The following is a 22,967-nucleotide window of genomic DNA, read 5'->3' as shown; positions in this document are numbered from 1 at the left end:
CTGATAAGAGCAGGCAGTGCAGGCAACGCCAGCATTTCCAGGCTCCAACCTTTTTGGGGAAGTAGTTCATCATGCACGATTATTTATTGTTTTACAACAAGATATGGCCGGGCAAGAGTAATGTAGTGCTCTTGGTGCTTGTATTCTCCTGCCTTGTCTTCCCGCAGAAAATCCACGGGGACTGGAATGATCCGTTGCAGGGTCTGCCACAGGTGATGGAGTTCGGGGCTTATCTGCCTGACCCGGATGAAGAGCAGGAAGCGGTGGTCACCCAAATCTGGGTCAGAACAAGTGCTTCAGGACATCTGCAGCTTCTGGATTCGGCAAAAAGACCGGTGGCAGGTGATGAGTCCAGTTCCCCGGTTGTCTTTTTCCAGGTTTTTCAGGACCCGGATCACGCTGAGGACCAGGCCTTTTTCGTCCAGTTTGTACCCCAGGGGAACAAACTGGGAACCCGGAGGCTGATCAGGGTTCACCCGGGAGAAAACATTTATATTTCTCTGGACCGGGGCCTGGCTGATCAGAGCTGGACCCTGAACAGGGTGCGAATGCAGGACTTTGGTCTTCAGGCTCAGGAACTTGAGTCAGTTGTATCCGTGGATTCTGTTTTTGATGAAGAAGCCCTTACGCAGGAACTGGAAGAACTTCTTCGAGTCTCGACTGTTCACCCGGGCGAAGATCCTGCGGGCAAAGTACATGAACAGCTGGGCCAGACTGAAGATTCCGCTGCTGCCGGGATGTTCAGTAAGGGTATGGATTTCATGGGCCGGGGAGAATATTCCCGTGCACTGGAGTATTTTGAACAAAGCCAGGAAATGGAGCCCACTCCTGAACTGGCAGACAGAATCAGGCGGCTTCGCTCTTATATCGAGCTGCAGCAGTAAATGCAGGCGTGTTTTTTTGAGAAAAGCGTAATGAATACTGCAGAGGTATCTGCTTTGAAGTTATCTGGGTGCAAGTAAGATGTGACTGCAAAAAGTCATTTTTGCAGTCACAGACGTCAGAGATCAGACGTCAGAGTTCAGTAAAATCAAAGACTTATGTAGATTGTTGGTTTCTGAATTATTCATTTCCCGACTTTTTGCAGGTGCATCAAGTAAAGAGATTCTTCCGGTAAAGGCCGGGGGATAAAAGGAGTCCAAAATGATTAAAGAGCTAAAAAACAGCTTTGTCCCTGTGATTTTTATGATGTCCTTAATGTTATTGCTTTTTTCAGTAAATGCTGCAGCAGAAAAGAACGAAACTGTTACGCGCTGGATGGGTGGATTTTATCTTGATCTTCCTGCAAATGCCCTGCCTCTGATGGAAAGAGATGAGTTGCTGTATATTCTGGGTATTGGCCCCATGGGAATTCCGCAGGATATTTCAGTTGAAGAGCTCAAGAAAATGGCCAGGGGAGGTGTTGGGCTGGGACACGAACCTCCTCCGCGCGGTCATGCCGAAGCCGGTTACCGGGGTTTTTATAAGGATTTTCAGGAAATGCTGCCTGAGATGAGTACTGATGAACCAGAATTTGAAACATCGTACATTACCCTGGCCGGAGAGGAGGCATTCCTGGTCAAAGCCATGTTCACAATGCAGGAAAATGCTCCGGATGGAACTTTTGACTCACATCAAACATGGGCTGTGGCGGTGAATAAGATACCTGATGCAGAGGGCAACTACCGGATGTTATTTCTTATGGCCAATGACCATCTTTTGAACCAGCATCCGGGTTTAATTGAAAGTATCCTGAAATCCGCAGATGCTGACAGCCCGCCTCCACTGGAGCTGGATTCCTATTTTACATACAAGGAAATTGGAGAACGGGAGTTCAACGATTTCCAGCCGGTGATGCTGCCGGGCAGGTATGCAGCTCTGGTGGACCGTTCCCGGTACGTGGTGCGCATCTATGACCATGGGGGAGAGGTCCAGCATGAATGGAGCTTTGAAGAAGAGGCCACAAGAGATAATCTTGCCGTAAGACGCATAGATGCAAGGGCGGAAAGCGATGGTCACCTGCTGATCCTGATAGGCAGAAATAATGAGAACCCGGATGAGCTTTTGAGATTCAGTCCCGCAGGAGAGCTTGATGACAGCTTTTCCCTGGATCTATCGGTGTCTGGTAAAGATGAACGTTTATATGCTCGTTACATAATCAGCTCAAATCAGAAAGGTCTTTTAATGGGTGCAGAATCCAGATCGGGTGATGCAAATGGCCCTTTTTTAGTCAAATTTTCAAGGGATATGCAAGTTCAGACAAAGTTGAATATGGACGGTACATATCCTTTTGCTATTTTTCCTGACGGGAGCATATTTGCAGTTTATGAAGATGATGCAGAAGGATTTTTTGTAAATTTGGACCATGAAGGCCGGCGTATGGAGGCCTGGGGCCTGTATGGTTCAGGTACACCGCCTGTATATGTAGATGAGTTCAATATGCCGGATTTTGAGCACCTGGAAGTTGATAATGCCGGCAATATCTATGCCCAGGAAAGATATTCCATATGGATTTATGACCGAAGCGGGCGTTTACTCCAGGTAGTACCCACCAGCAATCAGGCGGGCAACCGCAACGAAATGGCTGTGGGACCGGAAGGCCATGTTATGCTGGTAAATACCGGCAGGAGGCCGGGACCTATGACTTCCGGTCCTGCAGTGTTCATGTATAAAAACATAGAGCCTGCTGAAGTCAGGGCAATTGAAATGCCGGCACCTGCACCTCAGGAGCCTGAAGAAGTGGAAAGCAGCGAAACAGTCATGGGTGACGACACTGCTGAAGAGGTGGAAGTTCAGGAAGGATTCAGCCGGGAACTTTTGGCCCTGGTCAGCCAGGAAGGGCTTACAGTACGGGCCTTCAGGGCTTTTGAAGATGTGCCCCCGGGATTTAACTCCCTGGCCATGCATCTTAGGGGGCAGGGCAAAGATCTGCTGGGCGCAGATATAGATCAATTAGAAAAATGGATCAACAGCGCTGACAGCCTGCGTATGTCAGCAGAACATCAAAAGACCTTAAAAAAACTGCACGAACAAATGAATAAAGTTATGCAGGCTGCAGGTGTATCGTGATGATTTATAGGGATATGTATCTATATTAAGGAGACAATAAAAATGAAAATCAAACATAGAATATACCAGATAGTGTATATTTTTTCCTGCATGATGATCTTAATTCTGTCAGGGTCTTTTTTTACAAGATCAATAGCATCCAATGAACATTCTGAATTTAAGATAATAGATACTAATATGTCTTTAACTCAGAGTGTAAACTATGAAAAAGATATTTTAATACTGAGTGGTAATGTTAATCTGAATGGACATACCTTTACTTCTTCCGGATCTATATATCATGTGGGTGGAACCATTAATGTTAATGAAGGTAAACTGATTGTCGCTCATGACTACCGCCTGCAAAGCATGGAAAAAGATGATGAGGGTAAAAAGAAAGACAGCAGCGGGTACCTGGTTATGACCGGAGAAAACGATTCCGTATTGGTTCAAGGTGATTTCGTCACTCAGAGCAGTCACAGTCACTCCAACAGGCTGACCAGTGGAATCCTGGAAGTCCGGGGAAATTTCCAGCAGAAAGCGGGCAGCAATCATAATTTCAATGCATCAGGTTCTCATAAAGTAATTCTTTCCGGAAAGGAGAAACAGGATGTATCATTCGAAAGTCCAGGCAATTCCGGATTTGCTCTTTTGGAGATCTCAAATGATCATGTCCATTTCGATTCTGTTTTAAGGGGGTGGACACTGCATGATGATCTGAAAATCAGGAATGTAGGGCATGGTTTTACTGGTACAATGGATATGGCCGGAAACAAGATGACCGTTAAAGGGGGAATCCCGGAACATCATGGCACTTTCAAACTCGCAGGAGGGGCACTTGATATACATGGCGACTTTATCCAGTCCGGGGGGACAGTTGATATAGATGGAGGCAGGTTGACAGTGACCGGGGACTACCGCCTGCAAAGTATGGAAAAGGATGATGAGGGGAACAAGAAAGACAGCAATGGGTACCTGGTTATGACCGGGGAAAATGATTCCGTATTGGTTCAAGGTGATTTCATTACTCAGAGCAGTCGCAGTCACTCCAACAGGCTGACCAGTGGGACATTGGAAGTCCAGGGAAATTTCATGCAGAAAGCGGGCAACAATCATAACTTCAATGCATCAGGTTCGCATAACGTACTACTTTCCGGAAAGAAAAAACAGGAAGTATCATTCGAAAGTCCAAACAATTCCGGGTTTGGAATCAATACTATCTCTAACGAAGAGGTTTACTTCCTGACAGTTGTGAGAGGCTGGAAGTTGAAGGAAGATGCTGTCATCAGGGAAATGCACGGGTTTACCGGGACTATGGATCTGGGAGGACGCACGCTGACAGTGAAAAATCCGGTTACAATGCAGGGTCCAGGTACATGCAGTCTTTCCAGGGGGAAGCTGGTTATCGGAGGTGACCTGGTCCAGCCTGATGGCACCCTGACCATTGGTGGAGGCACACTGATCGTCCAAGGCGATTACATTATGCAAGGCATGCCTCAAGAAGAGGGAGGCGAGCCTGAAGACAGCCGGGGTTATCTGAATATGACCCACGACAGAGACAAAGTGCTGGTCAAGGGGGACTTCATCACTCAAACCAGCCGGAGTCATTCCAACCGTTTGACCCGGGGTGTTCTGGAGGTAAGGGGTGATTTTCATCAAAAAGCCGGCAACAACCACAATTTCAATGCTTCTGAATCCCACAAGGTGCTCTTTTCAGGAGAAAATGAGCAGAGAGTTTTTTTTGAAGCGCCCGGCAATTCAGGTTTTGCCGGGTGTTCCATCTCAAACAAAGATGTCTATTTTGACAGCGTGCTGAGGGGATGGCGGCTGACAGATGATGCTGTCATCAAAGGGCTTTATGGCTTTAACGGTACCATGGATCTGGACGGTCACTCTCTCACGGTTGACAACTCTATATCTTTTGAAGGTCCAGGAACGCTGGATATATCCAGCGGAAACTTTACTGTTCAAGGCAACCTGGTCCAGCCTGATGGCACCCTGACCATTGGTGGAGGTACCCTGGTCGTCCATGGCGATTATATTATGCAGGGCATGCCTCAAGAAGAGGGAGGCGAGCCTGAAGACAGCCGGGGTTATCTGAATATGACCCACGACAGAGACAAAGTGCTGGTCAAGGGCGACTTCATCACTCAAACCAGCCGAAGTCATTCCAACCGTTTGACTCGGGGTGTTCTGGAGGTAAGAGGTGATTTTCAGCAAAAAGCCGGCAACAACCACAATTTCAATGCCACTGAATCCCACAAGGTGGTTTTTTCCGGTGACTCCATGCAGCGCGTCTCTTTTGAAAGACCGCAGAACTCGGGGTTTCAAATCCTGATTCTGGTAAATGATCACAATAACAGGGTTGTTCTTCCAGAGAGTTTTCGAGTCCACACCAAGTTTGGAGTCTCATTGAGTCCTGTGCAGATGGATCTGGTTTCCGGAGCCTCTTCCAACCTGGAGGTTGCTGTTGACGCCAGGGACCACAAGCTTTCCTGGGAACCAGTTGATATACAAGTGGCTTCTCTTTCCGAACTCGGGGAGGTTACAGGAGAAGAACCCGGGCTGACACAGATTAAATTAATAAGCCTGAATAATCCTGATGTCTTTCTTTACAGCTGGGTCAATGTCCTTCCCGAAAAGTCTTCAGTGTCAGACTATACAGCTGAGCATACAGTATTGCATGACCAGGTTACTGTAAGGGCTCTGGGCGCGTGGGGACATCTTCCGGATCGTTTCAGCCGGCTGGCCCTGGACCTGCGCAGGCATGGGGTCGACTTGCTGGGGGCCGATATGGCCGAGATCAGTGAGCTGCTGGCTAAAGCAGAGTCAGGGACCAACAGGTCTATCTCGGAATATGCCCAGGATATTCGAGCTCTCAAGGAGCATATGGAACGCTTTGCCTTTAATAATGAAGGGGAGCTGGTGCCGGTGGACACGGGGTCCAGTTTGTAGGCTGTGCTGCAACAACTCCCATAGCAAGGACCGGACAGGCCCTGCTTTTTCAGGTGGGTAAATGCCAGTATATCTTTTCACACAAGGTCAGGGGAGTGCTAGATGAGCAGTATTTCAAAAAGGTATTTTCCAGGGCACGGGCGAGGTTTTTGGATCAGTTATTCGGGCGTACTAATGTGTGCGCTGCTCTTGCTGTTGACTTTGTATATTCCTCTGCATTCAAAGGCTGTTCTTGCTTCAGAGCCTGTGGATACCACCCTGGTGGGGTGCGTGGTGGAAAGAAGTTTTTACAGTCTGGGACACCCCTTATTTGAACATGACCTGAACAGGGCTGAAGAAATATACAAGGGTCTGGTCTCGGATACCCCAGGCCTGGGGGATGTTTATCAGATATATCCGCACATTGATAAATCTCCCTATGAGCTTTTGGATCTGAGCGATTATGAAGGCAAGTCGCTGGGCATTAAAGGAAGTCTTCTGCCTGGAGACACTTTTTTCGTCTCCGGTGCTGACTCCGTGACCGTTCTCCAGGACGCCTGCCATGAGAACCTTCTGGATGTTATCACGCAAAAGATGGAATTGGTGTCTTCAGCTCTTTCCACAGATGCCGGCGCAGACGAACCCACAGACATCAGCCATTCCGGCCAGGGCAGGGCGGCCCCGTCTTTCGAAACCGACCTGCCACCGGAGCTTTTGCCGCTGGCAGAACAGGATGCGCTAACAGTCAGAGCCTTGCGCGGATGGGGCATGCTGCCTGAAAAATTTGACAGCCTGATTCTTGCCTTCCAGCACCTCGACTCTGACCTCCTTGGTGCTGATCATCGACAAATACGGGTACTGTCCCAAGAGGCGCGGCAAGACAGTCAGCTTGAACAATGGGCCGACCCTCTGGAACAACTCGCCGAAAGCATGGCTTTAATCACGCGTGAAGTTCAGTAGTTATCTAACGGGGCTGCAGTATGTTCAAAGCTACGATGAAAAATGTAACTATCTGGGAGTTTCAAGTACATGTTCTTCATATAATCAAATGTGACTATAAAAATTCACATAGCACACATTTCTTGAGTAAAATGCAGTGCATAACTTTTTGACTTTTGTCACTGAACAATTCTTCGAGATGTTATGCAGAGCCGTGTGAGTCTTGAGCAAACGTTTGAGGAGGTATGAATGGCGGGAAAGATGCTTTACTTTAATTTCAGGAAAGCCTCAATTCTGCTGGTTTTTTTTGTACTGTTACTGTCTGTGTTTTGTGCTGCCCCGACATGCGGCGACCCTGGAGATCCCTGCATTTGCTCGGGGTTTGGCTGTTCACGCCACTCACTGCCCACAGGCCCTGAAATATGGGAATATTGCGCTGGTAAGCAGTTTGGCGTTGAAATGCTTCAAGCAGTAGAGGAATGGCAGGCCCAGCGGTAGATCCGGCAAATTGTTTTCATGAACATGGATTACCGATTCCATGCCATTGATTGATGCATTCAGATGCACGCATTAAATCATTAAATCAGCTGACAACAATTTTTTGAAATATTGAGCGGACATTGTGATGCCATAAAGGGCAAAAAAACTTGAGCAAGGAGAAAGTGCCATGGGTGAAATCTTGATCGGTATACTGGTTATGGCCGGCTTTATTGGTTTTGTCATCTGGAAAAACAAAGGCAAGGAGCAAAGGGAAGAGACACTCGACGATCTGCACCGCGAGCAGTGGTGGGCGGACAGGGAGGATGAGCGCAAACAAGGGCCTGTAATAGTCAGTGCAGACAGTAGAAACGATAAAGACGACAAGGATGACGACGACTGAAGGAGGTCTTTTTGTACCATCCACAAAACCGGATATCCACCCGGAGCATGAAACGCCGGGACTTTCTGTGGCTGGCCTCGGTATCCACCCTGGGCCTGGTCTCCGGTTGCGCGGTCAACCCGGTCACTGGAGAGCGCCAGTTCATGCTTATGTCCGAATCAGGCGAAATAAGCCTGGATCAGAAGCACTCCCCGCATCAGTTTTCAGCCGATTACGGAGAGGTCCAGGACTCAAACCTGAACAGTTACCTGGACCGCAAGGGCAAAGATCTGGCCGCAATCACTCATCGCCCGGACATGCCTTACTCCTTCAGATGCGTCAATGCTACTAACGTCAATGCATACGCCTTTCCCGGCGGGAGCATCGCCACCACCCGGGGCATACTCCTGGAGATGGAAAATGAGGCCGAACTGGACGCCCTGCTGGGGCATGAAATAGCCCACGTCAACGCCAGGCACACCGCCGCACGCATGTCCCGGGCCATAATGGCTCAGGCTCTGCTGGCAGGTGCATCCCTGTATCTGGAAAGCCAGCAGGAGGATTATGCTGCTGTGGCAGCCGGACTGGGAGCAGTGGCCACTGGAGCGCTTCTGGCCAGCTACAGCCGGGCCAACGAACGGGAGGCCGATGAGCTGGGCATGCAGTATATGACCGATGCCGGCATGAATCCCCAGGGAATGGTCGGCCTTATGGATGTGCTGCAGGGGGTGAACAGCAGGAAACCTTCGGCCATCGAGCGCATGTTCTCAACCCATCCCATGAGCCAGGAGCGTTACGACACCGCCCGGTACAGGGCCGAGAATGAGTATGCCCATGCCCGCGATTTTCCGGTTCATAGAGAGCGCTACATGGACAATACCGCCGATCTTCGCCGCATGAGAGGGGCCATCGAAGATATGCAGGAAGGAGAAGAACATATGGGCCGGCAGCGCTTCCATGAGGCTGAAGACTCATTCAGCCGGGCCCTGAGCCAGGCACCTGAAGACTATGCTGCCCTGGTGCTCATGTCCAAATGCCAGCTGGCCCTGAACCGGCCCCAAAGAGCCAGGAACTTTTCCGACAGGGCCGTGAGGGTTTATCCGCAGGAGGCCCAGGCGCATCACATAAGCGGTGTGGCGGCAATGGATCTGGGGCGGTATGACGCTGCTCTGGAGGGGTTTAGACGCTATGAAGACATGTTGCCGGGCAACCCGAATACCATTTTCCTCAAGGCTGTCTGTCTGGAAGGCATGGGCCGCAAAAGTGATTCGGCCGGGGAGTACGAGAGGTTTCTGCACAGTTCCGGTGCCGGAGAAAAGGCCGACTATGCCCGCAAGAGGCTGCAGGAGTGGGGTTATATGGATTCGTCAGATGAATAGTAAATAAACAGGGCTTCAAGCCAGGAGGCACTCTTGAAATATCCATCAAGCTCCGGGCGGGTAATGCTGGTCATGACTGTACTCAGTATTTTTCTTGCCGCAGTCTTATGCCTGCCGGCCGGGGCTTCCATGCCGGTGCCTGTAAAAACCGTTGAAGGCCTTGTCCGGGGCGGGCAGATAACAATAATAGAACCGCAGCGCTTTGCTTCAAACAAGCCTTTAGAGATTGTTCCCTGCTCCAATATCCCCTTTGATCCAGATCTGTTCGAGGGCAGAAAGATCCGGGCCACGGCGGGAATAGACCTCTATAACGGCATGTTTACCTGCCCCACGGACGTGGTCATCCTGGACAAAGGCCCACAGGATAAAGCATGCAGTATCTCAAGATCATGCCTGAAATACCATGTCCAGTCGGACAGAAAGACTTTTACTCCGGCTACCCTGCAGGATGAGAAGCTTTCTTTGAAACTGGGCACATTTGTCCTGGGCCTGGAAAAGACAGTTAACGCCCATGACTGGAAGCGTCTCATGGAGGATTATATTCACCATGAATATCTGCAAAAGCAGCATGACAGCATACTGCAGAAAAATACCCCACAGTTTCTGTATGAACTGCTGTTTCCCGGAATATATAAAATGCAGGATCTAAGCATCTGCTGTATGAACTATCTGCTGAATGTGAAAACTTCATTTCAGGCAAGAATAGATATGATTCAAGATTTTGAAGTGATCACTTCAGGTGAGTATCTGATATCCTACATGTTTACCTATAAAGATGGCAGCTGCTTGATATACAATAGTATTTATCTGGAGAAGCAGGAGGATGGATTTAAACTGACAGGTGCATATGGATGAGCCATCAGATGGATATAGTTATAAAGACTCAACTGCAAAAAGTACTTTTTGCAGTCACAGGTGTCAGGAGACAGGGATCAGGAGTCAGTAAAAACAAAGCATTATAAGTTTGATCTATTGCTGAATTACTCATGCCTAGATTTTTTGCAGTCACATCATACAATTCCTGATATTTTACAAAGGATAAAACTCAATGAAAAACTTGAATTTCTACAAAAAAATGTTTTTGAGCTTTTTTTTCTGTTTTTGGGCGTTCATACTGTGTCTGTCAGGTCCTGAGAAGAGTATTGCCCGGGAAACTGCAGCAAATAAGCAGCAGGAACTTCAGGATCTTGCAGTGCAGGGCGAACTGACCGTAAGGGCCATGCGTGCCTGGGGGATGTTGCCGGAGCGGTTTATGCATCTGGCACTGGAGCTTCGCTCTCAGGGCATAAACCTTCTTGATGCTGATATGCAAACGCTTTCAGAGCTTTTAGACCGTGCTGTGGAAGACGAATTACTGAACGCTTTTGCCCATCCCCTGGAGGAACTTGCAGAATATATGCATGAGTTTGTCCTTGCTGCTCAATCCTTTGAAACTAAAGCTGGCATAAATGATGTGCAGAAGACTGCAAAAAAGGAAAGTCTTTCAGTTTCACAGCAGCAGAACATGGCCAGAACTCTTTTTGCCAGGATTGATGCCCTGGATGATGATGAACTGGATGAGATGGAAAAGCTGTACCACCAGGTAATGCAGAAAGCTCCTGATACTGGATATGCCCAGGAAAGCTACTGGCGGCTCAGTAATATGTACATGCGGGCCTACAGCCCCTCCAGAAATCTGGATGCCATAGATATCCTGGAAACTTACGTGCAGCGTTATCCCGGCTCCACATTTCTTGATGATCAATTTGCCATGTTTGCTACTCCGGGCATGCCTACGGCCAAAAAAAGGCTGTTGTACCTGTATGAAACAGAAGAGTTATGGTCAGAGGCTGCAGATCTTTATGGGCAGCTGATTGTTGATCTTGATGCTTCGGGCCAGGACTTGCTGGAGCATTATATTTCTTATGGGCGGGTACTGGAAAATCTGGATCGAAACGAAGAAGCTGTTGCAGTATACAAGGCCTATCTCCAAAATACTGAAAAAGACAGCCGTACTCTGCAGAATGCCGCCAGGACAAGGCTGAGCGCTCTTGGGGCAGAAGTGCCTGAAACCCGGGTCAGGGTTTCTTTTGACAATCTTTTCGATGCAGCTCAAGCCGGCAGCCTTGCAGAAGTGAAAAGGCTGGTGCAGGAAGGAGCTGATGTTACTTCCAGGAGGATTGTAGGAGCACCCAGGTACGGAAGAGCCTCAGAAGAAAATCCCATTGGCCCAGGGGACATGGGTACTGAGTCCATTGACCCTCTGCACTTTGCTGTTGCCAAGGGTCATATTGAAGTGGTCAAGTATCTGCTTGAACAGGGTGCTGACCCAGGCTCTGCAGGAGAACAGAACTGGCGGCTGCCCCTGATGCTGGCTGCCGAAAATTCGGACCTGGAAGTGGCAATGGTGCTGCTTGATGCGGGTGCAGACGTTGACGCCACGGGAAGAGGCGGTGCTGCTGCCCTGCATTTTGCAGCCCTTATGGCGGACAGTGATTTCGTGCAGGTGCTTATTGATGCCGGTGCGTCTATTGATAAAAAATGCCGCAGAGGACAGCTCCCTTTGCATTATGCAGCAGGTAACCCTGCAAAAAACGTTGCCGAGATGCTTATTGAAGCCGGGTCAGAACTGGAGGCCAGAGATAATGCACAGCGCACTGCTCTGCATCTGGCTGTTGTCAGTAATAACCTGGCAGTTGGTGAACTGCTGATATCGTCCGGGTCTGATACAGGAGCTGCCATGTCAAGCGGTGATACAGCCCTTCATATGGCTGCAACTCTGGAAGATAATGCCCGCCCTTGGGTGGAAATGCTGCTTGAAGAGGGAGCTGATGTCCTGGCAACAAATAATGATGGTGCTCATCCTTTCGACTATGCAGTCCGCTACAGTCAGCCCTTTGTTATGGAAAGCCTGTTTGTAGAAGGCATAGACCTTGATCAGGAGTTTGTCCAGCAGATGACCTATCTGCACTCAGCAGTCCTGCAGAACAGGTATGCGGTGGCTGAGAAACTGCTGCAACTGGGAGCAAACGCAGATGCTGTAAATTATCTCCAGATGACCCCTCTTATGCTGGCAGCACAACATGGAAGTAAAGAGTCAGCTGCAGTTCTGCTGAAATATGATGCGGATATCTCGCTTGTCGACGGGCAGCATAGAACGGCTCTCCAGCTTGCCATAGGCTACAGAGAAGCCCCGGTAGTATCTCTGCTTCTGGAAAATGGAGCAGACCCGGAATATTCGCACCATGAGAACCTGACTGCCCTTCTTCAGATCCTGAACCACTATTATGCAGAAGCTGATGAGGTTAAGACAATAACTGAGGTTCTTCTGGCTGCGGGTGCAGACACCAATGTCAAAGACGGCCGAGGCAACACCCCCCTGCACTTGGCGGCAGGAAAAGGCAACACTCAGATGGTAAAGCAGTTGCTGGAAAAAGGCCTGAAAGTGGACGAACCCGGACCAGGTGAACTTACTCCCCTGCACCTGGCGGCCCAGGGCGGGCACCTGGACATAGTGGAGCTGCTTGTTCAAAGCGGGGCAGATATTCAGGTCCAGAACCGCAGAGGCAATACCGCCATGGAACTGGCCCATTCCAACGGGCATTCAGAAGTGGTGCTCATGCTGGAGAAAAGCGGGGCAAGTTTGCACGGCGATTTGTTACAGGCAGCCGCCCAGGGCGATGCACAGGATATTAAGCGGCATATTGACTCCGGGGCGGATGTCAATGCTGTTGATGATGACCAGAATACAGCTTTACACCTGGCTATTGCTGCAGGACACAAAGATGCAGCAGAAACACTGCTCAAGGCAGGTGCCAACGTTAACGCCCTGAATAAAAGACATGAAACTCCATTGCACAAGGCAGCCATGACTGGTGAAGAAGATCTGCTGGAAATTTTACTGGAAAATGGTGCGGAGATTGAAGTGCCTGACAGACATGGTTTTACTGCATTGCACGTGGCTGTTGTCTTTGGGAATACAGGCATAGCTGATAAACTGCTGGAACTGGGAGCAGAACTGCAAGCTCAGCAGATCGGTCTGGAATTGATGTTTGAAGCAGTATACCAGGGACAGATTCCTGGCCTGGAATATCTGCTGGAGCACGGCGTAAGCATAAACGCCCAGGATGAGGATGGCTGGTCTGTTCTGCATGTAGCTGCTTACGAGGTTGGCAATCCAGAAACAGTGGAGTATCTGATAAACCGCGGTGCTGATATTGACCTTGAGGATGCCCAGGGCCATACGCCTTTGGACCTTGTAGGTGAAATTATTTCCCATGAGATATATCTGAACATAGCCGAGATGTTGATTGCTCACGGTGCAAAAGCAGATCCCCGGGTCATGGGCTGGCCGGAGCTTCGTATTGCAGCTGTTCGAGGTGAGGTTGACCAGGTCAGGCAGGTGCTTGCAGACAGCCCGGAGCAGTTGACCGAGGATGAGGACTGGGCCTGGCCCATCCTTCATTCAGCTGCCAGGGCAGGGCGTGCAGATGTGCTGGAAATACTCATAGAAAGCGGCGCGGACCTTGAATACAGTATAGGTTGGGGCGCGCATTATACACCCCTTGTCTCAGCTGCTATGGAGGGCAAGCGGGATGCTGTGCAGGTTCTGCTGCAAAAAGGAGCGGATCCTGATCCTCTGCAGAGGATTTTATTGAGTGCCATCGGTCATAACCGGGATATGGAAATCTTGACTAAGTTTGCAGCGGCCGGAGTGGATCTTGATGCTGGATCTGATTCCTGGGACCCGCCTTTGTTTCAGGCCCGGGACCAGGAAATGCTGCAGCACCTACTTGACCTGGGAGCAGACGTAAATGTGCGCAACCTGCATGGAGAGACCCGGCTGAATGTGGCTGTTGCAGATAAAAAATCCGAATTGACCGGGCTTTTGCTTCAATATGGTGCTGATCCTGACCTGCAGGACCATGATGGTAATACTCCCCTGCATAGTGCTGTAGATGAAGGAAATGTGGCCATGGCCGCCCTTCTGCTGGAAAACGGTGCTTCTGCGGACGTCACCAATGATGAGGGCCTGACTCCTTTGCAGGTTGTGGAAGAAAATACCTGGATATCCAACAGGTCTGAACTGCTGGATCTGCTTGCTGCACTGCTTCCAACAGCGGATCTGGTCTGGAAGTTCGGAACCGGCGGTCCAGTTGACTCTTCAGCAAGGTATTCCAATGGACATATCTTCATAGCAGGCCAGGACAATTACCTTTATTCCCTGGACCAGGCCACGGGCAGCAAAATCTGGAGCTTTAAAACCGCAGATACAATCTTTTCCTCCCCTGCAGTAGTCGAGGGTGTGGTCTATACAGGGAGCCTGGACGGATTCTTGTACGCTGTCCACCAGGAGACCGGTGAAGAAAAATGGAGGTTTAATGCCGATAAAGACATAGTTTCTTCCCCTTACCACTGGGAAGGATCAGCCTTTATCAGCAATCTTCAGGGGGATGTCTTTGCTGTAGACGCTGAAACCGGCGACAAGATCTGGAAATTTGAGTCCGGCAGCAGAAGCATATCTTCTGCAGTGATACTGGATGGTGTTGTCTATTTCGGCAGCGGAGATGGAGAACTGATTGCCCTGGACGGCAAAAACGGTGAGAAGCTCTGGAGCTTTGAAACTGAAGCAGAGATTTTATCTTCTCCGGCTTTGACGGAAGATATGGTCGTTGTCGGAGACTGGCAGGGAAACGTTTATGCACTGGATGCTGAATCCGGCCAGGAACTCTGGAGTACCCAGGCCGGCAGGGATCTTTTGACAGTTCCTGTGATTGCACGGGACAGGATTTATGTGGGAAGCCTTGAAGGGTATATGTATGCTCTGGACCTGCATACCGGTAAAGAGATCTGGAAATTTGATTCGGGAGGGGGGATTCAGTCAAGCCCTGCAATGGCGGGAAACACCCTCTATTTTGGTGATTCAAAAGGCATCCTTTATGCACTGGACAGCGAATCAGGCCGGGAGAAATGGAGATTCTCAGCCCTGGCAACGATTATCTCCTCGCCTCTGATACTTAATGACATTGTCTACTTTGGAAGTTATGACGGACACGTATATGCAGTGAGTTACCAGGAGTAAGGCAGACCGGTGCGATCGCTGCATGTAAAATACTTGAAAACTGCCGGGATGATGCTGGCCTGCGCTCTTTTCCTGCTTTATTTGAGCGGCTGCATCATGCAGATGCTTTACGGTGATATGCCCGACACACTGGAAAGTGCTCCCGGGGTTTATGCCTTGGAAGGGCTGAATTCTCCTTATGACGATTTTAACGCGGTGGCTGTCCCTCCTCCCCTGAAAATGGATTCCTTTATAGTATTTGCCAGCAATGCCGCTTCCAAAGGGCAGGCTTTTTCCCTGGAAACAGGCCGGGTGCAAATCACCCAGAAACCATATTCCAGTCGAAAAAAAGAGCTGCCGCCGCCTTTGATCATTGCCGGCGAAAGAGCAGGACCTTTTGCCCCTGCCTCTGAGTCAGCCGGCAACCATCTCGGCCCCACCCCGCTGGTTTCCAGTTTTGTACCTGAGCGTCCTTATGACGAGGCTTACAACTATTATCTTTCCCTGGGACTGAACCCGGGCAGGGAACCTAAGCCCTGGCCCTTGAGACTGACCCTGGATAAAGAATCCTTGCCCTGGAACGAAAAGGGTGAGTTGTCACCCGGCGGGGTCTGGATGTTTGATTCGGACAAGGACGGCAAACGCAACTTATATTTTCTGGATGACAACAATGAGCCAAGGCCTTTTTTTGGCAATGAGCCAGGGGCAGATGATGCTTATGCAACATATGATTTCAAGCGCCACGTGCTCTACTTCAGTTCCAACCGCAGCGGACGTTTTCAGATTTATCGCTTCCAGAATCCTTCGCATGATACGGACTTCAGTCGGTGGCTCGGGGACGTTTCTCTGGCAGAAAAAATCGAACCGGCAACGGAGTTCACTGCCCAGGGCAATACTTTGGCTCCATATATTGAGGGTAATCTGCTGGTTTTCGCCTCTGACCGGCCCGGCGGCTACGGAGGGTACGATCTTTACGCCACCCGCTATGAAGACGGCAAATGGCAAAAGCCCTTCAACATGCAAAAAATCATGCCCCCGGGTGTGGAACTCAATACAAAGGCCAATGAGTTCAGACCATCCATTATGACCATGTCTCTGAAGGGTTATCAACAGCTCAAGCTGCTGCTTTTTTCCTCAGACCGGCCGGGTGGAAAAGGCGGATATGACCTTTATGTGACCGCCTTGCCTCAAGAATAGTGATGCAGGGAGTTCAGTTCATTTCAAGCAGGCATGGAGTTCTCTTTATGCCAGCTGCGCACTATATGTAATTCAGCTGGTTACCTCCAAGGAGCGGGTACACCTTTTACCTTGTGGAAAAAAGTATGCTGAAAAAATTAGTTATGTGTCTCATGGGCCTAGTCCTGCTTCTGGCCTGGTGGTATCCGGCCCAGCACCTGGTGCGCATTGAGCCGGTGGACCTGGAGAGTCGCTTTGAGCGTTTTCAGAACCCTACGTGGATGGGCATCACCCCAACTTTCGGCCTTCCACTGGAAATGACCGGCGGCAACAGGCAGGATGTATCTTTTGAACAGTTCCGGTCCGCTTTTATGCAAGCAGCTGATGTGATCCTTGCAGCTGATTCTAAGTCATGGAGTTCTCTGGCGGACAAATTAAGCAGTCAGGGTCAGGTATACCTGGGGCCTGAGCAATGGCCCCTGCCCTGGCCGGCAGAATACCGGGGACCCCGGACGGCTGTTCTGGAAAAGGAAGAAGACATACAACTCCTGCAGCTGGCCTGGCTGGGACCACAGGATGTCTTCGGGGCCGATCTGGGCTGGCAGGACAGGCATCCCCTGCGTCTGTTTGCCACGCTTGCGGGGTTGGTCATGCTTGCAACTGCCGGTCTGGCCTGGAGCAGAAGCAACACGGAGCTTATACCCAGCGCATCAGACAGCAGGATCGGGACAACTCTGGCCTGCTGCCTGGGTCTTATTCTTGTGGGTGCGGCCATGATCTGCATGCCTCATCTGTACGGAATATGGGGCAGGGGTGATCTGGGTTTTGCCGCCTTTTTCGTGGGCCTTTTCCTGTGTTTGAGCGGAGCGCTCAGCGCCCTGGTTTTTCTTGGACCCTATAAGTATATCCAGGCTCTTTTGCAGGGAGAAAAGCGCCTGATTAAGTGGAGCTACACCCCTGCGGAATGGCAGAACTTTGTCCATACGCAGTACGATATAGAGCGCGGGGATATGCTGCAGAAGCTGGCTTTTATAGGCCTTGTACTCCTGGCCGCAGCCCTGGTGGTCTCCTGGCTGGCCGGGGTGCTGGCAGTGATGATCATAAGCGGGGTGTTTTTTGCGCTTGTCTTCACCGCCGTATCAGTTCCGGTGTTTTCCCGGCGGCGTCTCCTGCGTGGCCCTTTTGAGGCCCACATAGGACTCAAGGGCCTGTACCTCGGGGGGCAGACCCACACCTGGACCGGCTTCTTTCACAGGTTTCAGTCAGCCGCGGTGGAAACCGGGGCCAACCCCTGCCTGGTCATCCATTATTTCCAGCTGGGCCACGGGGGCGGGGATATCCTGGTGCGCGTGCCCGTTCCTGCCGGCAGGGAGCAGGAAGCAAGGCAGGCTGCCCAGGACCTGGAGAGTGCGTTTGTCTGAGTGAGATTTGAGTTCGGGAAATTATTGAGGACTGACGCCGATTCCGGTATTGACTGCCAAGCTTTATCCCTTGACTGTCAAAATCCGGTAAGGACGTTTGGAGTAAAAATAGTTTCCGCGGCCTGCTCTCCTGAGAAGCCTGCAGGATCGAGGACCGTGGAATCGTAGGGAAGGTAATAGTCTGTGGCGGCAACAGTCAGGCCGTCTGAGCTGCGCAGGACCTTGGCGTTGACCAGGATGCGGTTGTAAAGAACTGAATAGGTGCCTGCCAGGACATAATTGGCCTGGTTGTCCCGGGCGATTTCTTTTATTTCACGTGAAAGTCCGAACTCTCCCTGCTTTTGCCTGACCAGCAGGGAGTCCCGGCGAAGGCGGATATCAACAATTTCGTGACCGCATCTGGTCAGGGCGGTGCCGATATGGTGCGGCACGATACGCCCCAGGGAGCTGGTTTCTTCCAAGTTGTCCAGGTTGACGAAAGTGGTCAGGAGGATGGTGGTTTCCTGCGGTAAAGTGGCAACAAGCATGTTATGCAGCTCATATCCTGCACGGTGATTATCATGAATGATTTCCGCCTGCTTTTCCGGGATTTTCCGGACGTCGTTATTCTGACCCTGCCAAGCGCAACCTGCCGCAATAGACAAAATCAGACAAACTAGAATTGCTGTGCAGTACCTGGTCATAATTTCCTCCTGAAAAAATGTTATGCACTTGCCGTGCCATTTTAGATAAAAGGCCTGGGTATATTGTAACCATTCAGGGGATGCCTCAATCGGCCTGGGGACAGTCCCCGCGACACCTTTTCTGCACAAATACAAAAAGTACAGACGCGAAGTTTCGTGAATCTGCACATTTAGTACTTAGCGGGGGACAGTCCCCAGGGCCTGGTGCCAGTAATCATCACCGCGGAACCCACTGAATGGTTACGGTATATTCACATCGACATGAGCAGTCATTCAGGATTATTTTGAGATGTTTGTGCCTAAACTTTTTGTGACCCTGTCCGAATAATATAGCGAATCTTCTGTTACCGCAGCCAATACTTTTCCTGTGGAGGTAATATGTCCTGCTATTACAGGTTGTTTGTCATTTTACTTTTATTTATGTTCATAGGCGGATGTACCTACTATGAAAAGCCGTACCAGCCCAGGGCGGCCCAGCCTGTGTCCTCACAGGTGCCTGTGCCCACGGGGTATTCCCTGACCACCCAGAAAAAGATGCAGGCCGTACAGCACTGGGAGCTGCTGGCAGGGGATGTGGCCAGAAGAATAGAAAATTCTCTGGAAGCGCGTTCCATTCCCATGGGCAGTTATTCCATTTATGTGGCTCCTCCAGGCAGCACTCCATTTGAAAAGGCCTTTTACGATCTTGTCTTAACCAAAATGGTGCAGCAGGGCATGCGAGTTTCCAGGAGTGAGAGTCAGTCGATGGTGCTGTCTTTTGACCTGGAGATGGTCAGACACAGTGAGCGCATGGTCAGAACGCAAAAGGGAGTGTACAGGTCCCTTGCTCCTGGAATGTACGTAAAGAGACAGCCGCCGGGGCAGGCATCACCAGGCACCATAGCCCCGCAGGAACGTCAGGTGGGAGGAGCCATGGTAAACGTAGAATCCGGAGCATATACCCCGGAACTGCCTTCGGTGGAAGTGATGGTCACAACCTCTCTGACCATGAATGATAATTATATCATGCGTGATTCCTCCATATACTATATAAATGATGCTGACTGGGATCATTACAAACAGCATTCAATCTACAGGGATCCGTCAAAGGTAAACTACCGGCTTGTTGATTGAGACGCGATTATGATTAAACCGGAGGAGTTATGAAAAGACTTGCAATCTTTATTGCGGCGATGTTGTTTTTCATGGCGGGCATAAATACTGTTTATGCCTGGCAGCCGCAATTATATCACGCAAAAGAGGGGCTGCCGGGGATAGCATATCAGGCGGCGGACATGCTGGAGTACAATATTACCCGTGATTTGAGCAGAACACTGCCCATTATGACCACCAGCTTTGTGGATGTAAGCGACCTGGATCAGACCTCGGTTCTTGGCAGGCAGATGGGAGAACTCATGGGGTCCAGGCTTTCCCAGCACGGGTACAATGTGGTGGAGATGAAGCTTAGACAGGATTCCATGCGCATGGCCAGGGGAAGCGGTGAATTCGCCCTGTCCAGGGATATGGATCACCTCAAGGACTCCTGGGGGGCCCAGGCAATTCTTACCGGGACTTATCATGTACAGGGCGATAGAGCTATGGTTACCACCAAGCTGGTTAAAACAACAGACAATGCTGTTATCGCTTCCCATGATTTTTCATTCCGGCTGGACGGGGACCTCAAGGCCATGACCGAAGCGGAAACTGTGCCCTCGGAAGAAGAGGTGGAGGAGAAAAAGGTCAACGGCAAAGGGCCTCTGTCAGAAGGAGCAATTCTACTCAATCCATCCAGGAGTACAGATGCCAAGCTTATCCAGAAACGCCTGGCGGACCTTGGTCTATACCTGGACAGAATAGACGGCATATGGGGCAGAAATTCCAAACGGGCCCTGGAAATGTTTAAAAGCAAAAACCAGCTGCCTGATCCCCAGAAGTGGGATGCGCAGACCCAGATCAGGCTTTTCAGGAGTACGGGACAGTAAAAAGCAGGGCAGGTCAGGCCAGAAAATCAGGAATTTATAAAATAGTGTCAGTTGAGTTGAATCTTGCTGGAGAATGTTTGAAGCTGAAGCATTTAATGGGTGCACAGAGTAGGCAGAATTAAATTCCGATCAAAATTCGGGGGAAGATTATGAACAGGTTTTATTGTTTTGGGCTGGTGGGTTTGCTGCTGATTTTCCTGGCAGGGTGTGCTGCTCCGCGAGGGTATTGTCCACATCAATATGCAGATTCTGCAGTGTCTGGCAACGAAGTCCTGCATGAGGATTTTCAGCGCCCTGTTTGTCCTGGGTACCAGCCTGCATACAGGAGTCTTCCGTATAAGGTTCATCACTGGGACCTGCGCTGCAGCCCCAGGCCTGCTGATTTCAGGTTCAAAAAGCCTGAGCCCGGCCGCTGGTATCCCAGGTATTACGGTCCTGTCAGGCACTGGAGAGGCTGCTGGTAATGTGTCGTCAAAAACACAGGCGCACATAAGCCTCTCATCAGGACTCCTGCAGTCCCTGTAGCAGCGCCAGTATGTTGTCGCCCAGGACTTGGTGATTATATCCGCCTTCCAGGACAGCAAATACCCGTCCCGGGCAGGTGTTTTGGGCAAGGTCTTTCACCTGCCGGCCTATTTCTTGATAGTCCTGGGTGCTCAGATATCCTCCCCAGTCCAGGAGGTGGCGGTCAAAGCCGGCTGATACGGCAATGAGGTCAGGATTGCCGGCCTGTTCCAGCTCCCGGGGCAATTCGTCCATATCACCCATGTGCTGATAAATCACGTCTTCGCGGCCCAGGAAAAATCCCTGTGTGCCGTCCCCGAAATGCAGGTCTATATCCAGGATATAGGCTGAATTTATTTCACCTCTGTGAATCAGTCTTTCTACAGCTATGGCTACGTTATTGAACCAGCAGAACCCCCAGCAGAAATCCGGGCTGGCGTGGTGCCCGGGAGGGCGGATAAGGCCGAAGGCCGGCTCGCCCTGCATGGCAATATCGGCAGCCATGCAGGCGCCGCCTGCAGCGAGCATGGCTGCGCTGTAAATGGGCTCCATCCGCGAGATTTTGTCCACATGGGCCTGGGTGTGCACCAGCAGAATGTCTTCCAGGGAGGCCTCACGGGGTTCAATAAATTCGTACTCTTCCTGCAGTACCTGCCTGGCCCGGTCCAGCCTGCCTTCCTCGGCTGCCGGGTCCGTAGCGTAACTTTCCAGGAATTGTTTGTGAAAAACAATTTTCATAACCAGAACTCCTGATTAACGATTCAGCTTCTATGCCTTTTCCGCGACCCTGCGCGGAAAAAGAGGCCTCTACGGGGCACCATCAGTAAAAGGAAGGGATCTCATACAACCACCCCCGGCCCCTCCTTGGCTAAGGAGGGGAGTTTACGCCGTGCACGTAATCCAGCGGGGCAGGGTGTCAGCAAAACCATTATCATGGCGAGCAGCCATCTCCTCTTGCTCCATGAATACACAATTCCCCAATCCCTGAATCCCTGAATCCCTAATTCCTCAATACCTCAATACCTCAATACCAGAATCCCTTCCTGAATCCAGAATCCCAAGCCTACCATCCAATGGAATCCAGGGCCTTGCGAAGAACAGCAGCAGAATTCTGCAGGGCCTCGACCTCGTTTTGCTGCATGGGATTGGCCAGTACCTGACTTATGCCGTTGCTGCCCACTACGCACGGCAGGGACAGGCATACGTCTTTGATGCCGTATTCGCCGTTGACCAGGGTGCCCACGGTGAGAACACTTTGCTGGTTCATGAGAATGGCCTGGGTGATGCGCACCAGGGCCAGCCCTATGGCATAATATGTTGAGTCCTTTTTCTGGATTACGTGATAGGCCGCATTGCGAACATCTGACTCGATTTCCTTTTTCTGACTGTCCACCAGTTCCCCGCACATCATGCAGTACTCGGACAAAGGAATCCCTGCTATGTTCACCCGGCTCCATACCGGCACCTCGCTGTCTCCATGTTCACCCAGGATGTAGCCGTGCACGTTTCTGGCATCCACGTTGTAGTACTGGGAAATAAGATAGCGAAAACGCATGGTGTCCAGGACAGTGCCTGAACCTATGACCCTGCTGGAAGGGAGTCCAGAGACCTTCAGGGCTACATAAGTAAGTACGTCTACAGGATTGCTGGCAATTAGCAGTATGGGGTTGGGATTTTGTTCCAGGACTCTGGGAACGATATCCTGGATGATGCCGGCGTTTTTGTGCAGCAGGTCCAGCCTGGTCTCTCCCTCTCGCTGGGCCGCGCCGGCTGTGATGACCACGATCTGGGCGTCGCGGCACATTTCGTATCCGCCGGCCTTGATGTCCATGGGCTCCACAAAGGGCAGACAGTGGCAGAGGTCCATGGCCTCGCCCTGGGCCCTCTCAGGGGTGCGGTTTATCAGGCCAAGCTCCCGGACGAATCCCTTGATGGTCAGGGCATAGGCATAGGACATGCCCACCATGCCGGTGCCGATTATGGTTACTTTTTTGTGAAGAAAATTTTCCTGCATACAATATCCTTGTTATAAGATGCTACTATT

At 50.6% G+C, this 22,967-nt stretch carries 15 protein-coding genes; 12 read left to right on the top strand and 3 right to left on the bottom strand.

Features of this window, described 5'->3' with window-relative positions:
- The first annotated feature begins 71 nt into the window (after positions 1 to 71).
- The 10 genes from DTHIO_RS01905 (at position 72) to DTHIO_RS01855 (ending at position 17,775) form a co-directional block, all read left to right on the top strand.
- Complete coding sequence (locus tag DTHIO_RS01905; protein WP_008868665.1) at positions 72 to 884, top strand: hypothetical protein; 813 nt, start codon at positions 72 to 74, stop codon at positions 882 to 884.
- Positions 885 to 1,257: 373 nt separating this feature from the next.
- Positions 1,258 to 3,048 (top strand): hypothetical protein, encoded by a 1,791-nt coding sequence (locus DTHIO_RS01900; RefSeq protein ID WP_161598615.1) that lies wholly within the window; start codon positions 1,258 to 1,260, stop codon positions 3,046 to 3,048.
- Between the two features lie 348 nt (positions 3,049 to 3,396).
- The gene (locus tag DTHIO_RS21930; RefSeq protein WP_208596360.1) at positions 3,397 to 5,982 is read left to right on the top strand and encodes an Ig-like domain-containing protein; all 2,586 of its coding nucleotides are present in this window, start codon (positions 3,397 to 3,399) and stop codon (positions 5,980 to 5,982) included.
- A gap of 102 nt (positions 5,983 to 6,084) precedes the next feature.
- Complete coding sequence (locus DTHIO_RS01890) at positions 6,085 to 6,921, top strand: hypothetical protein (RefSeq protein ID WP_008868662.1); 837 nt, start codon at positions 6,085 to 6,087, stop codon at positions 6,919 to 6,921.
- A gap of 646 nt (positions 6,922 to 7,567) precedes the next feature.
- Complete coding sequence (locus DTHIO_RS01880; RefSeq protein WP_008868660.1) at positions 7,568 to 7,780, top strand: hypothetical protein; 213 nt, start codon at positions 7,568 to 7,570, stop codon at positions 7,778 to 7,780.
- A gap of 11 nt (positions 7,781 to 7,791) precedes the next feature.
- Positions 7,792 to 9,138: a M48 family metalloprotease gene (locus DTHIO_RS01875; RefSeq protein ID WP_008868659.1), complete on the top strand. Its 1,347-nt coding sequence runs from the start codon at positions 7,792 to 7,794 to the stop codon at positions 9,136 to 9,138.
- Between the two features lie 33 nt (positions 9,139 to 9,171).
- Positions 9,172 to 9,993: a hypothetical protein gene (locus tag DTHIO_RS01870; RefSeq protein WP_008868658.1), complete on the top strand. Its 822-nt coding sequence runs from the start codon at positions 9,172 to 9,174 to the stop codon at positions 9,991 to 9,993.
- Between the two features lie 193 nt (positions 9,994 to 10,186).
- Entirely contained in the window at positions 10,187 to 15,199 is a 5,013-nt protein-coding gene (locus tag DTHIO_RS19415; RefSeq protein ID WP_008868657.1) for an ankyrin repeat domain-containing protein, read from the top strand.
- Between the two features lie 48 nt (positions 15,200 to 15,247).
- On the top strand, positions 15,248 to 16,375 hold the full coding sequence (locus DTHIO_RS19410; protein WP_161598614.1) for a TolB-like translocation protein: 1,128 nt from the start codon (positions 15,248 to 15,250) through the stop codon (positions 16,373 to 16,375).
- 125 nt (positions 16,376 to 16,500) lie between these two features.
- Entirely contained in the window at positions 16,501 to 17,775 is a 1,275-nt protein-coding gene (locus tag DTHIO_RS01855; protein WP_008868655.1) for a hypothetical protein, read from the top strand.
- A 77-nt stretch (positions 17,776 to 17,852) separates the two neighbouring features.
- On the opposite strand, the gene DTHIO_RS01850 is transcribed toward DTHIO_RS01855, so the two are convergent.
- On the bottom strand, positions 17,853 to 18,458 hold the full coding sequence (locus DTHIO_RS01850; RefSeq protein WP_008868654.1) for a FlgO family outer membrane protein: 606 nt from the start codon (positions 18,456 to 18,458) through the stop codon (positions 17,853 to 17,855).
- Positions 18,459 to 18,878: 420 nt separating this feature from the next.
- Between DTHIO_RS01850 and DTHIO_RS01845 the strand changes: the two genes are divergently transcribed.
- Positions 18,879 to 19,571 (top strand): hypothetical protein, encoded by a 693-nt coding sequence (locus tag DTHIO_RS01845; protein WP_161598613.1) that lies wholly within the window; start codon positions 18,879 to 18,881, stop codon positions 19,569 to 19,571.
- A 29-nt stretch (positions 19,572 to 19,600) separates the two neighbouring features.
- Positions 19,601 to 20,419, top strand: coding sequence for a FlgO family outer membrane protein (locus tag DTHIO_RS19405; RefSeq protein ID WP_008868652.1), 819 nt, complete (start codon positions 19,601 to 19,603; stop codon positions 20,417 to 20,419).
- A 501-nt stretch (positions 20,420 to 20,920) separates the two neighbouring features.
- On the opposite strand, the gene DTHIO_RS01830 is transcribed toward DTHIO_RS19405, so the two are convergent.
- Together DTHIO_RS01830 and DTHIO_RS01825 are read right to left on the bottom strand one after the other, a co-directional pair.
- Positions 20,921 to 21,661, bottom strand: a complete 741-nt coding sequence (locus DTHIO_RS01830; RefSeq protein ID WP_008868651.1) for a histone deacetylase family protein — start codon at positions 21,659 to 21,661, stop codon at positions 20,921 to 20,923.
- Between the two features lie 325 nt (positions 21,662 to 21,986).
- The gene (locus DTHIO_RS01825) at positions 21,987 to 22,937 is read right to left on the bottom strand and encodes an L-lactate dehydrogenase (RefSeq protein ID WP_008868650.1); all 951 of its coding nucleotides are present in this window, start codon (positions 22,935 to 22,937) and stop codon (positions 21,987 to 21,989) included.
- Positions 22,938 to 22,967 lie beyond the last annotated feature (30 nt).

It is taken from the genome of Desulfonatronospira thiodismutans ASO3-1 (genome assembly GCF_000174435.1).
Lineage (GTDB): Bacteria > Desulfobacterota > Desulfovibrionia > Desulfovibrionales > Desulfonatronovibrionaceae > Desulfonatronospira > Desulfonatronospira thiodismutans.
This window is presented reverse-complemented; position numbering and strand designations above follow the sequence as displayed.